Below are 13,060 nucleotides of genomic sequence, written 5' to 3'. Positions count from 1 at the left end.
AGGGGGCTTATTCAGGTAAATAACGGTCGCTGACATAGCCTGAGTAATCGGGCAAAACGCTTTCGATTTTGCCTTGGTCTTTTAAAAATAAAGCCGTTTGAGCGATATCTTTCGCAGTGCCACCGCCTAACAGTGCCGGTGTTTTTTGTTCGGCAGCAGAAGGAAAGTGTGCGCCCTGCAGCAACTCAGGAATATCGGCGGCATTGGCGCCCGTGAGAGCGGCGATCTTTTTCACCTGCACCGAGTCGGCGGTCCAATCGGCCTGATGGGCGTTGTAATCGGCGATGGCCTCAAGACTGACCCGGGTAAAAGCCTTGAGAGCCTCTGGGTATTGCTCGGCAAAGTCTTTGCGCGCGACCCAGACTTCAAAAGTTGGTGCGCCCCATTCACTGACCTGGCCTGCGTCAGTGAGGACTGTGCCGGTTTTACGGATTTCGCCCAACGCCGGTGACCAGGTAAACGCCCCGTCAATATCGCCACGCTTCCAGGCCGCAGTGATTTGCGCGGGGCTGAGGTTAACCACCTTGACCTGTTGCGGGGTGAGGTTCCAATGCTTCAAGGCACCCAGCAAGCTGTAGTGCGAGGTCGACACAAATGGCGTGGCAATGGTTTTGCCAATCAGGTCTTCAGGTGTGTCGATGCCGCTGCCGTTGCGCACCACCAGCGCTTCGGAACCCTTGATTTGTGCCGTGACGATAAAGGTTACCAAGGGCACGTTGCGCGACGTGGCAGCAGCCAGAGGGCTAGAACCCAGATTACCGATTTGCAGATCGCCGGAGGCCAGCGCTGCGACAACCGCTGGGCCGGAATCAAAGCGGCGCCAGTCAATCTTCTCGCCTATCGCTTCTTCGTATCGACCTTCTGCTTGAGCCAGCTTGGTCGGGTCGATGCCCGTGATATAGCCGATGGTCAGATCAGACGCCTGAGCGGCAAGACTGAAACCGGTGATTGAAAGGGCAATAAACAATGAGCGAACGGACATGGGCTGGACCTTGTTAAAAGAGAGGAAGGCAGTCCGGTGATCCGGTGCAGACGAATCTAAGTGCTTTAAATAAAAGGGGAAATACTGTTTTGGAACTAGCTTAAGCAATCTGCAACGTGCCAGAGACTGGACAGCGCGGAGGAAATCATCGCAGGCTGGCGTCCCAGAAACTGCGCCGTGCGCGACATAATTTCAAAAATGAGTGAGCAACCATGAGCGAGCCACACACCGGACAGTCCCCAGCGGTAGCCCGCGAGGCCGATATTTTGATCATTGGCGGGGGGCTGAGCGGCACCCTGTTGGCCATGCAACTGCTGCGCCTGCCGGGTGCCCGGCGCATCGTTGTGGTTGAGCCAAGAGCCGAGTTGGGACGCGGCGAGGCGTACAGTGCCACTGAGCTGGGGCATACCCTGAACGGCAATGCTGCACGCATGAGCATCGAACCGGATGACGCGGATGATCTGACCCGCTGGCTACAGGCACACATTGCTGCCGGTGGTTGGCCCGAGTCAGCTAAACAGTCGGTGCCGGTCGCCGAACTGTTTGCGCCCCGTGGATTGTTTGGGCTGTATGCCCAGCAACGACTGGCCGAGGCACGGGTAATCGGCGAAAGCGCAGGGTCAACGTTGACCCATGTGCGCGATGAAGTGATTGACCTGCACACCCATGAGCAGGGCGTTGATGTGACGCTCAAGGCGGGCAGCGAATGGCGAGCGGCATCAGTGGTGTTGGCCACGGGCATGTTTGCAGCAGCGCGTACCGCGCAGCGGCAGTCCAGTGGGCTGAATGCGGCGGCCCTTGACCCGTGGAATGTCGAGGCGCTGCGGGCGCTGCCGGTCGACGCCCGGGTGCTGATCATCGGTTCCGGGCTGACCATGGTCGATGCACTGGAATCGCTGAATCAGGCCGGTCATCGCGGCCCGATTGACGTGTATTCCCGCCACGGCCTGTTGCCTCACGTGCGCCGTCAGCCTCCAGCATGGGAGGACTTTCTGACCTTGGCCCCGCAGCTACGCAGCCCCTTGCACTTGCTACGTGAATTGCGCCGCCAATGTGGTTTGGCGCAAGCGCAGGGCGTTGATTGGCAGGCACCACTGGACACCGTACGCGTACATATCGCCAGGCTCTGGAGTCAGGCCAGTGACACACAGCGCCGTCAGTTCGTGCGCCATGTGCGGCCCTGGTGGGAGAGCCATCATCACCGTTCACCGCCTCAAGGGGATGCGCTACTGCAGCGACTGCTCAAGGAAGGGCGGCTGACCATTCGTGCGGCGTCCTTGCAAGCCGTCGACAGCAGCGGCGCCCAGCCGCGTATTCGTCTGCGTCCCCGTGGCGAGGCGCAAACCCTGTGGGTGCAGGGCGACGGGTTGATCAACTCCACCGGCATCGAGTACGACTGGCGCCGGGTGGACAAGCCGTTGCCCCGGCAATTGTTACAACGCGGGCTGATCCAGCCCGGGAACCTGGGGTTAGGGATTGCTGCGAACCCCGATGGCGCGGTACTGAACGCCGAGGGCGTGCCAGCCCAGCGACTGTTTGCCATGGGCCCACCGTTACGCGGCCAGTGGTGGGAAAGCACCGCCGTGACCGATGTTGCGTCACAGGCCAAAGCGCTGGCACAGCGGTTAAAAACCTTGCGAAATAACCCGTAGCAGTTGCCGAAGGCTACGTCCGGCGACGTAGTCGTCGTAAACCGGGGAGGTTAGTTTTAACTGAAACACCGAGAGCCCCAGAATACGACGGCTACGCCGCCGATCGCAGCCTCGCATTACTCGTCAGCTGCTACGAGATTCTCGCAGTTGATTAGCCCCCGCAGTAATCGGATAGCGATCCGCAGTAAACGGATAGTTGCTTCCCTGTTCATTCCTTACGCTGACGTTGCCTGAATAATAACAACGGAGGCCCTGGCCATGTCCCTGGGAATCGACTACTTGAATGCCATGCTTGAGGAAGACAAGGAGAAGGGCGTCCACCGCTGCAAGCGGGAGATGTTCACCGATCCGCGTCTTTTTGAACTCGAAATGACCCATATTTTCGAGGGTAACTGGATCTATCTCGCACACGAGAGTCAGCTCCCCAACGTCAATGATTTTTTGACCACCACCATGGGCCGTCAGCCCATCTTTATCGCGCGCAACAAGGCCGGTGAACTCAACGCGTTTCTCAACGCCTGTAGCCACCGCGGCGCCATGATCTGCCGCCACAAGACCGGCAACCGCGCAAGCTATACCTGCCCGTTCCACGGCTGGACCTTCAACAACAGCGGCAAACTGCTCAAGGTCAAAGACCCGAGCGAGGCCGGCTACCCCGAAGGTTTCAACTGTGAAGGCTCCCACGACCTGACTAAAGTGGCGCGCTTCGAGTCCTATCGCGGCTTTTTGTTCGGTAGCCTCAACCCCGACGTCAGCTCGCTGGCTGAACACCTGGGCGAGTCGGCCAAGATCATCGACATGATCGTTGACCAATCCCCTGAAGGGCTGGAAGTGCTGCGCGGTTCAAGCTCGTATGTCTACGAAGGCAACTGGAAACTTACCGCCGAAAACGGTGCCGATGGCTATCACGTCAGTTCCGTGCACTGGAATTACGCCGCCACGCAAAACCAGCGCACCCTGCGCGAAGCCGGCGAAGAAATCAAAACCATGAGCGCTGGTAGCTGGGCAAAAAGTGGCGGTGGTTTCTACTCGTTTGACAATGGTCACCTGCTGCTCTGGACGCGCTGGGCCAACCCGCAAGACCGCCCGGCCTACGAGCGCCGTGATGAACTGGCGCGCGACTTCGGCAAGGCCCGCGCCGACTGGATGATCGAGAACTCACGCAACCTGTGCCTGTACCCCAACGTCTACCTGATGGACCAGTTCAGCTCGCAGATACGCATCGCCCGGCCGATCTCGGTTAACAAAACCGAAATCACCATTTACTGCATTGCCCCCAAAGGCGAGAGCAGTGAAGCGCGGACCAAGCGCATTCGCCAATACGAAGACTTCTTCAACGTCAGCGGCATGGCCACCCCGGACGATCTCGAAGAGTTCCGCTCGTGCCAGACCGGTTATGGCGCTGGCCGTGGCTGGAACGACATGTCACGCGGCGCAGAACACTGGATCGAAGGCGCCGATGCGGCCGCTGAAGAAATCGACCTGAAACCGCTGCTCTCCGGCGTTCGCACTGAAGACGAAGGGCTGTTTGTGCTGCAACACAAGTATTGGCAGGAGACCATGCTCAAAGCCGTCGCTGCCGAGCCGACCCTGATCCCTGTGGAGGCCGTGTAATGACCGACACTTACAGCATCGTGCGGGACTTTCTGTACCGCGAAGCGCGCCATCTGGATGACGGGCAATGGGATCAATGGCTGGAACTGTACAGCGCCGACGCCAGCTTCTGGATGCCCGCCTGGGATGACAACGACACCCTGACCGAAGACCCGCAAAGTGAAATCTCGCTGATCTGGTACGGCAACCGGGGCGGCCTTGAAGACCGCGTGTTCCGTATCAAGACCGAGCGCTCCAGCGCCACGATGCCCGACACTCGCACCTCGCATAATTTAAGCAACATCGAGATCGTCGAGCAGACCGAAGGGCTGTGCCATGTGCGTTTCAATTGGCACACCCTGAGCTTTCGCTACAAGACCACTGACAGCTACTTCGGCACCAGCTTCTACACCCTCGACATGCGTGGCTCGCAGCCACTGATCAAGGCCAAGAAAGTGGTGCTGAAAAACGACTACGTGCGTCAAGTCATCGACATCTATCACATCTGACCAACGCGCGGCGAGTGACGCTGGGCGCCTGCGGGTGCTGCGGGCTTGGCCGTGCGTGCGAGGTACATCATGAGTTTTCAGATCGCACTCAATTTTGAAGACGGGGTCACCCGTTTTATCGAAGCCACTGGCCAGGAAACCGTCGCCGACGCGGCGTACCGCCAAGGCATCAATATCCCGCTAGACTGCCGTGATGGTGCTTGCGGCACCTGCAAATGCTTCGCTGAGGCCGGGCAATATGACCTGGGCGATGAATTTATAGAAGACGCCCTCAGTGATGACGAAGTGCAGCAGGGCTACGTCCTGACCTGCCAGATGCGCGCCGCCAGCGATTGCGTGTTGCATGTGCCAGCCTCATCGGCGCTGTGCAAAACCCAACAGGCCAGCTTCGAAGCCACCATCAGCGACTTGCGCCAACTTTCCGAAAGCACCATTGCGCTGTCAATCAAGGGCGAGTCCCTGAGCCGTCTGGCGTTCTTGCCCGGTCAGTACGTCAACCTGCACGTGCCGGGTAGCGAGCAGACCCGCGCTTACTCCTTCAGCACCCTGCAAAAAGAGGGCGAAGTCAGCTTCTTGATCCGCAACGTACCGGGCGGGTTGATGAGCAGCTTTCTGACGGGCCTGGCCAAAACAGGCGACAGCATGACCCTTGCCGGGCCGCTGGGCAGTTTCTACTTGCGTGCGATACAGCGCCCGCTCTTGCTGCTGGCGGGCGGCACCGGCCTGGCTCCGTTTACCGCCATGCTCGAAAAAATCGCCGAACAAGGCAGCGATCACCCGGTGCACCTGATCTACGGCGTGACCAACGACCTGGATTTGGTCGAACTCGATCGCCTGCAAGCCCTGAGTGCGCGTATCGCCAACTTCAGCTTCAGCGCCTGCGTGGCCAACCCGCAAAGCCAACATCCGCTCAAGGGCTATGTGACCCAGCATATCGAGCCTCAGCACCTCAACGAGGGCGATGTCGACGTCTACCTGTGCGGCCCGCCGCCGATGGTTGAAGCCGTCAGCCAGTACATCCGCGAGCAAGGCATCACACCTGCCAACTTCTACTACGAGAAATTCGCGGCTGCCGCGGCCTGATCCCTGATTAAGCGAGGTTGTAATGAACCGATTCGACAACAAAGTCGCGCTGGTCACCGGCGCCGCTCAAGGCATCGGCCGCCGTGTCTGCGAGCGCCTGTTGGGCGAGGGCGCACAGGTGGTTGCGGTCGACCGCTCTGAACTGGTGCATGAATTGAAAGGGCCGGGCGTGCTGACCTTGACAGCAGACCTGGAGCTTTACGCTGACTGCGCCCGCGTCATGGCCTCGGCAGTGTCCACCTTTGGCCGTATCGACATCCTGATCAACAACGTCGGCGGCACAATTTGGGCCAAGCCGTTTGAGCATTATCAGGTCGAAGAAATCGAAGCTGAAGTGCGTCGCTCCCTGTTCCCGACCCTGTGGTGCTGCCACGCGGCGTTGCCCTACATGCTTGATCAGGGCCAGGGCGCCATAGTGAATGTTTCTTCAATCGCTACCCGCAGCGTCAACCGCGTACCGTACGGCGCGGCCAAGGGTGGCGTGAATGCCCTGACCGCGTGCCTCGCGTTCGAGAACGCCGAGCGCGGGATTCGCGTCAACGCCACCGCACCGGGCGGCACGCAAGCACCGCCGCGACGCATCCCGCGCAATGGCGCCGAGCAAAGCACGGACGAAGCCACCTGGTATCAGCAAATTGTCGACCAGACCTTGGACAGCAGCCTGATGAAACGCTACGGCACTCTGGACGAACAAGTCGGTGCGATCCTGTTTCTGGCCAGCGACGACGCTTCCTATATCACCGGCGTGACCCTGCCTGTGGGCGGCGGCGACCTCGGCTGAGCCGTACAAAAATCACTGGAGAACACGCCATGACCCACGCCCTGATTGAAAGCCTGACCACGATCATCGTCGACTTGCCCACCATCCGCCCGCACAAACTGGCGATGCACACCATGCAAAAACAGACTTTGGTGATTTTGCGCCTGCGCTGCAGTGACGGCATTGAAGGCATCGGTGAAGCCACCACCATTGGCGGGCTTGCCTACGGCTATGAAAGCCCGGAAAGCATCAAGGCCAACATCGACGCGCACCTGGCACCGATGCTGGTGGGCATGGCTGCGGACAACATCAACGCGGCCATGCAGACACTCGACAAAATTGCCAAGGGCAATACCTTCGCCAAATCCGGTATCGAAAGCGCACTGCTCGACGCCCAGGGCAAACGACTCGGCTTGCCAGTCAGCGAACTGTTAGGCGGGCGCGTGCGTGACAGTCTGGAAGTGGCCTGGACCCTGGCCAGCGGCGACACCGCCCGCGACATCGCCGAAGCCGAACAGATGCTTGACGTGCGCCGTCACCGTATCTTCAAACTGAAAATCGGTGCCAACCCGCTGGAGCAAGACCTCAAGCACGTGATCGCGATCAAAAAGGCCCTGGGCGACCGTGCCAGCGTGCGCGTTGACGTCAACCAGTATTGGGACGAGTCCCAAGCCATCCGTGGCTGTCAGGTCTTGGGCGACAACGGCATAGACCTCATTGAGCAACCGATCTCACGGGTTAACCGCTCGGGGCAAGTGCGCCTTAACCAACGCAGCCCGGCGCCGATCATGGCTGACGAATCCATCGAAAGCGTTGAAGACGCGTTCAGTTTGGCCGCCGACGGCGCAGCCAGTGTATTTGCCCTCAAAATCGCCAAAAACGGCGGCCCGCGTGCCGTACTGCGCACCGCACACATCGCCGAAGCAGCGGGCATTGCCCTGTACGGCGGCACCATGCTTGAAGGTTCGGTCGGCACTTTGGCGTCGGCCCATGCCTTTCTAACCCTTAAGCAACTGACCTGGGGCACCGAGCTGTTCGGCCCGTTGCTGCTGACCGCCGACATCATCACCGAGGCGCCGCAGTACCGTGATTTTGAACTGCACATCCCGCGCACACCGGGCCTTGGCCTGTGCATCGACGAAGAACGCCTGACGTACTATCGCCGCCACTGATCCCACTCGCCATTGACCCTCAAGGAGACCCGCATGCTCTTCCACGTAAAAATGACCGTCAACCTGCCGATTGACATGGACCCGACTAAAGCCGCGGCCCTCAAGGCCGACGAAAAAGAACTGGCCCAGCGCCTGCAACGCGAAGGCACCTGGCGCCACCTGTGGCGTATCGCCGGGCATTACGCCAACTACAGCGTATTCGACGTCGCCAGCGTCGAAGCCCTGCACGACACCCTGATGCAACTGCCGTTATTCCCCTACATGGACATCGAGATCAACGGGCTGTGCCGTCACCCATCCTCGGTCCACAGCGACGACCGGTAAAACGAACAGTTCCTTGCATAAAAACAAGATGAGGTGAACAGCATGACCGTGAAAATTTCCCACACCGATGCCATCCAGAGCTTCTTCAAAGAAGCCGCCGGCTTTGCCAATGACAGCGGCAGCACGCGCCTGAAAACCATCGTGTTGCGCGTACTGCAAGACACCGCAAAAATCATCGAAGACCTCGACATCAGTGAAAACGAGTTCTGGAAAACGGTGGACTACCTCAACCGTCTGGGCAGTCGATCAGAAGCGGGCTTACTGGTGGCGGGGCTGGGCATCGAACACTTCCTCGACCTCTTGCAGGACGCCAAAGACCAGCAGATCGGCTTGACCGGCGGCACCCCGCGCACCATCGAAGGCCCGCTGTACGTAGCTGGCGCACCGCTGAGCGCAGGCGAAGCGCGCATGGACGACGGCAGCGAAGACGGCGTCGGTACGGTCATGTTCCTAGAGGGGCAAGTGTTCGACAGCCATGGCCAACCCCTGCCTGGGGCCACCGTCGACCTGTGGCAAGCCAACACCCGAGGCACTTACTCCTTCTTTGACCCAAGCCAGAGCGATTACAACCTGCGCCGCCGCATCATCACCGACGCGCAAGGTCGATACCGTGCGCGCAGCATCGTGCCCTCCGGCTATGGCTGTGACCCTCAAGGCCCGACCCAGGAATGCCTGGACCAACTCGGCCGTCACGGCCAGCGCCCGGCCCACGTTCACTTCTTTATCAGTGCGCCGGGGCAGCGCCACCTCACCACCCAAATCAACCTGTCGGGCGAGAAATACCTGTGGGACGACTTCGCCTACGCCACCCGTGATGGCTTGGTGGGCGAAGTCATCTTCCGCGAAGACGGTGCACGAGGAATAGAAGGGCGCTATGCCGAAATGAAATTCGACTTTCAACTGCAACAAGCGGCGGACAGTGCGGCAGAGAACAGAAGCGACCGGCCGCGGGCGATGCAGGTGTAAAACGTGACACACGGAGGCGCCTGAAACCTTAAGACTTTGCGCAGAACTACGTAGCAGCTGACGAGCTCCGCGAGGCTGCGATCGGCGGCGAAGCCGTCGTAAACCAGTCAATCCGATACATCAAGCCCCCCCGGATTGTCGTGCTTGAGCGCACTGCGACGATTGCATCGTCGAACGTAGCCTCGCACTACTCGTCAACTGCTACGGGCGACAAAATCCCTGTAGCAGCTGACGAGCTCCGCGAGGCTGCGATCGGCGGCGAAGCCGTCGTAAACCAGTCAACCCGATAGACCAGGCCCCCCCTCATCGTCGTGGTTGAGTGCACTGCGACGATTGCATCGTCGAACGTAGCCTCGCACCACTCGTCAACTGCTACGGGCGACAAAATCCCTGTAGCAGCTGCCGAAGGCTGCGATCGGCGGCGCAGCCGTCGTAAACCAGTCAACCCGATAGACCAGGCCCCCCTCATCGTCGTGCTTGAGTGCACTGCGACGATTGCATCGTCGAACGTAGCCTCGCACCACTCGTCAACTGCTACGGGCGGACAAAATCCCTGTAGCAGCTGCCGAAGGCTGCGATCGGCGGCGCAGCCGTCGTAAACCAGTCAACCCGATAGACCAGGCCCCCCCTCATCGTCGTGGTTGAGTGCACTGCGACGATTGCATCGTCGAACGTAGCCTCGCACCACTCGTCAACTGCTACGGGCGGACAAAATCCCTGTAGCAGCTGACGAGCTCCGCGAGGCTGCGATCGGCGGCGCAGCCGTCGTAAAACCATTCATGGCGGTACATCAGGGCGATCACAATGGCGGGGGGGGGGGTGAGCTCCAGATGAATCGCAGTTATTGAACTTACGACGAGTGCATCTTTGAACGAGGGTCGTTTTCTTGTCGCCTTGCCAGAGAAAAAGGGTGGTTTTGCCGTCGATGTCTTTGGCGAAGCGTCGGCCGAAGGCGGGTATTAGCAAGTGCCCAGCTCCACTTACTCAGCACCGGCACTCTAAGTTTCGTTTAAATTATTCAGTAATTAATTGTCAAGGATTGTGCTTTATTAGTGGCATCTCCCAATAGATGCTGCACTTCCAAGTGCATTCATCAGTTAGTGGGTCTCTATTTTCGTACATTAATTAATGCTTCGTCACTTCGTAGTCCATAGTTTTTTTCAAATGAGTCTTGTCAGAAATTCAATTTTTGCGTCTTCGAATTTTTTGAATTCCTTGAGATCTGTCATTTGCCCTCTCTCGGAATAATATACTAGCCATTTTTTGCCATCGTTTAGTATGCATGTCCGTTCATTTTTATTGATCCCAATGGAATAGTGATTATCAGGAGTCTCTAGGGTTTTTAACTCGTCGGCCAATTTACTCAGGCTTGTAGTCTTGAGGTTTTCCACGAAATAACTCCTTTAAATATGGTTCGTTGTCTTGTGTAAGAGTTGTCGGAGAACGGCGAATATTATTAATTATATCTAGCCTATATTGAATGCCTCCACCGGTTTAACCAAGTCAGGGTAGAATCTTTCCAGCTTTCAAAGTCAATGGTTTTTTACATTGTATACATAATAGTCCTCTTTGAGTGTGCTTGGTTTTAGAAATTGATAAGAGTATGCTGTTCCTATAGAGAGAAGGAAGCTTCCTTAGGCTGCCCAAATCGGTAAATTTGTGTACCCGGTAATAAAGTGTAATCTGCTTCTAACTGATCAATTGGACTTGGGTGTGGAGAGCACTCTTGGATAGTTAAACCATTTTTCGGATTGTTAAAATTTGAAGATGCGTTTGCCTTTTTATTTTTATCTACATTTGACTTTATATTAGTACGAACACTTTCATCAGGACAATCTATTAAGGTGTTATTGGTTGTTATTACTATCGCTTGTAAATTCATATTTGTTAGTTTTCGCCTGCCGAATTAATGAAAATTTTATTGGCTATTATAATTTATCTGTAGCTTGCAGGTTTGTAGTGTAGGGGTCTACTCCACTTTCAATTAAGTGTCTTTGTAGTTTTAATAGTATGTCGTTGGCTTCTTGAGGCCCTTTTAGAGCATGCAAAGCATCGCCCTCAGATATTTCATCTTCACGTATCACTATTTGATGGGCACCAGCATCGTAGCGTACAAAAAAATGGCCATTTCGTTTCCATATTTCAAAGTCGGCAAGTTCGTATATTTTTATATCCATTTTATTAAACCTAGTCGATAATTGGCTTTGTAGTGTATTCATTGATTTTCACTGGATCAATAACCGCTTCTGGAAGTCCACCAGGACTGGTGAAACCTCCCGGCCTCCAAAAAGTGTTTGCGCCAAACTCATTGCCCGAAGGTATTCGATATTTATGTGGCTTGGGAATTAATACGAGCATAGGTTGGTGTCCCAGATATCCCTTGTCCAGTCCTAAGTAGTTCTCTAGCTTTGAAATATTACCTGCCGCCTTATCTATAGCCAACTCGGCAACACTTTTAGGTAATACCCACGTCTCTGTCCGTCCAATAACTCCGGTTGGGGCCGTAGGCTGAATTCGTGCAGCTCCATTTTTGAACATATTAGCATGTGCATCCCGGTAAGACTGGGAGAGGTAAAGTTCAGGTTCGGGGCGACTTCCTTTTTCAAATGATAAAACTGCATCAATTGTAGATTGATCCAATGTGTCAGCATTTATGGTTTCTGTTACACCCGGACAATCCCCCTCAACACTCATCAACCCCAACGGATCCACCCACCCCGTGGGGTTGGGCACGTACTGGTAGCTGTTGAGTCCACCCGCCAGTTTGATCGGGTCGGGGGTCAGGTAGCGGCCGGTGTTGGGATTGTAGTAGCGATGGCGGTTGTAGTGTAGTCCGCTTTCTTCGTCGTAATACTGGCCCTGAAAACGCAGCGGGTTGCTGATTTCGTTGATGTCGAATTTGATGATGTTGCCGTACGCCCGGTAATACGCCGACCAGACGATTTTCCCACTTACGTCGGTGAGTTCTTGCGGGGTGCCCAGGTGGTCGAGCTGGTAGTAATAAACCTCGTTGGTCGTGCCGTGGCCTTTTAGCAGGGCCATCGGTTTGAAGGTGCCGGGTTCGTAGACGTAGCTGCGGTAAAGCGGCCAGCCCTTAACACCTTTTTGGTAGATGTTTTCGGCGATCAGCCGGTCGCCTTGCCAGATAAATTGGGTGGTTTTGCCGTCCATGTCTTTGGCGATGCGTCGGCCGAAGGCATCGTAACGGTAGGCGACGTCGCTGCCGTCGGGCAGGGTGATGCCGATCAGGCGGTGCTGGCTGTCGTAGCGGTAGTGGCGCACCAGGCGCTGGCCGGCGCCGCGTCGTTCGCGCAGGAGGTTGCCGTAGGCGTCGTAGTCGAAGTGGCAGTCGCCTTGCATCAGCAGGCGGTTGCCTTTGATTTTGCCGTAGCTGCGGCCTTGGCCGTTGTAGCTTTGGGCGAGGAGGTTGCCCGCCGGGTCGTGGGCGAAGTGTTCGACGTTGTTGGCGTTGCCGACCACTTCGGTGAGGCGGTCAAGCGGGTCGTAGGCGTAGCTTTTTTGGCCTTTTCGGCTGTCGGTGAGCAGCCTCAGGTTGCTGTTGGCGTCGTATTGGTAGCTGCGCCGGTAGTGGTACTGGCCGCTGACTTCGCCGTTGCGGTCGAGAGGGTAGACGCGGTGTTCCTTGAGGCGCTGTTGTTCGTCGTAGTGGTATTCGCTGAGTACCGAGCCTTGTTGGCGCATGATCTCGCGCCCGTGTTCAAAGCGGTGGCCGGTGAGGCGCTGGCCGTTGAGGTTGATGGCTTTGAGCGCGCCGCCGGGGTGGTAGAGGTAGTCAAGGCCGTTGCCATCGGGCAGTGTGCAGTGGCTGAGTTGGCCGAGGGCGTCGTAGCGGTAGCGCAGGGTGGCCCAGCCCTGATGCTCGGTGATGAGGCGGTCTTGCAGGTCGTATTCGTAGGCGAGTGGCCACTTGCCGTCGTCGACTTCGGTGAGGCGGCCGAGGCTGTCGTAGGTGTAGGTGATTTCACTGCCGTCGGGCAGGGTTTTGACCAGCAGGCGTC

13 protein-coding genes are annotated in these 13,060 nt (G+C 57.2%); 8 read left to right on the top strand and 5 right to left on the bottom strand.

Annotation, left to right across the window (positions count from 1 at the left end; translation table 11 throughout):
- Positions 1-7 precede the first annotated feature (7 nt).
- Positions 8-982 carry a taurine ABC transporter substrate-binding protein gene (gene tauA, locus EQV93_RS21915; protein WP_240892442.1) on the bottom strand — a complete coding sequence of 325 codons (975 nt, stop codon included), beginning with the start codon at positions 980-982 and terminating at the stop codon, positions 8-10.
- 212 nt (positions 983-1,194) lie between these two features.
- Between tauA and EQV93_RS21910 the strand changes: the two genes are divergently transcribed.
- The 8 genes from EQV93_RS21910 to catA all read left to right on the top strand — a co-directional run bounded on the left by EQV93_RS21910 (position 1,195) and on the right by catA (position 9,041).
- On the top strand, positions 1,195-2,634 hold the full coding sequence (locus EQV93_RS21910) for an FAD/NAD(P)-binding protein (protein ID WP_240892441.1): 1,440 nt from the start codon (positions 1,195-1,197) through the stop codon (positions 2,632-2,634).
- Positions 2,635-2,892: 258 nt separating this feature from the next.
- Positions 2,893-4,248 (top strand): benzoate 1,2-dioxygenase large subunit, encoded by a 1,356-nt coding sequence (benA, locus tag EQV93_RS21905; RefSeq protein WP_122786542.1) that lies wholly within the window; start codon positions 2,893-2,895, stop codon positions 4,246-4,248.
- Complete coding sequence (benB, locus tag EQV93_RS21900) at positions 4,248-4,736, top strand: benzoate 1,2-dioxygenase small subunit (protein WP_122786543.1); 489 nt, start codon at positions 4,248-4,250, stop codon at positions 4,734-4,736. Before benA ends, benB begins: the two co-directional genes overlap by 1 nt.
- A gap of 69 nt (positions 4,737-4,805) precedes the next feature.
- The gene (gene benC / locus EQV93_RS21895; protein ID WP_240892440.1) at positions 4,806-5,819 is read left to right on the top strand and encodes a benzoate 1,2-dioxygenase electron transfer component BenC; all 1,014 of its coding nucleotides are present in this window, start codon (positions 4,806-4,808) and stop codon (positions 5,817-5,819) included.
- A gap of 22 nt (positions 5,820-5,841) precedes the next feature.
- On the top strand, positions 5,842-6,600 hold the full coding sequence (locus EQV93_RS21890; protein WP_240892439.1) for a 1,6-dihydroxycyclohexa-2,4-diene-1-carboxylate dehydrogenase: 759 nt from the start codon (positions 5,842-5,844) through the stop codon (positions 6,598-6,600).
- Between the two features lie 29 nt (positions 6,601-6,629).
- Positions 6,630-7,751, top strand: coding sequence for a muconate cycloisomerase family protein (locus EQV93_RS21885; RefSeq protein WP_240892438.1), 1,122 nt, complete (start codon positions 6,630-6,632; stop codon positions 7,749-7,751).
- A gap of 33 nt (positions 7,752-7,784) precedes the next feature.
- The gene (catC, locus tag EQV93_RS21880) at positions 7,785-8,075 is read left to right on the top strand and encodes a muconolactone Delta-isomerase (protein ID WP_122786547.1); all 291 of its coding nucleotides are present in this window, start codon (positions 7,785-7,787) and stop codon (positions 8,073-8,075) included.
- Between the two features lie 42 nt (positions 8,076-8,117).
- Complete coding sequence (gene catA, locus EQV93_RS21875; protein WP_122786548.1) at positions 8,118-9,041, top strand: catechol 1,2-dioxygenase; 924 nt, start codon at positions 8,118-8,120, stop codon at positions 9,039-9,041.
- A gap of 1,160 nt (positions 9,042-10,201) precedes the next feature.
- Here catA and EQV93_RS21870 read toward each other — a convergent pair.
- The 4 genes from EQV93_RS21870 to EQV93_RS21855 all read right to left on the bottom strand — a co-directional run.
- On the bottom strand, positions 10,202-10,432 hold the full coding sequence (locus tag EQV93_RS21870) for a hypothetical protein (protein WP_240892437.1): 231 nt from the start codon (positions 10,430-10,432) through the stop codon (positions 10,202-10,204).
- 221 nt (positions 10,433-10,653) lie between these two features.
- A complete protein-coding gene (locus EQV93_RS21865) occupies positions 10,654-10,923 on the bottom strand; it encodes a hypothetical protein (RefSeq protein ID WP_240892436.1) in 270 nt (89 codons plus the stop codon).
- A gap of 46 nt (positions 10,924-10,969) precedes the next feature.
- The gene (locus tag EQV93_RS21860; RefSeq protein ID WP_240892435.1) at positions 10,970-11,218 is read right to left on the bottom strand and encodes a hypothetical protein; all 249 of its coding nucleotides are present in this window, start codon (positions 11,216-11,218) and stop codon (positions 10,970-10,972) included.
- A gap of 10 nt (positions 11,219-11,228) precedes the next feature.
- On the bottom strand, positions 11,229-13,060 hold a 1,832-nt coding region (locus EQV93_RS21855; protein ID WP_240892434.1), incomplete at its 5' end, for an RHS repeat domain-containing protein.

Origin of the sequence: Pseudomonas sp. TMW22091 (genome assembly GCF_022496705.1) — a bacterium.
GTDB classification, from domain to species: Bacteria; Pseudomonadota; Gammaproteobacteria; order Pseudomonadales; family Pseudomonadaceae; genus Aquipseudomonas; species Aquipseudomonas saxonica.
The sequence above is the reverse complement of the archived record's forward strand: the minus strand, read 5'-3'. Positions and strand labels throughout refer to the sequence as shown.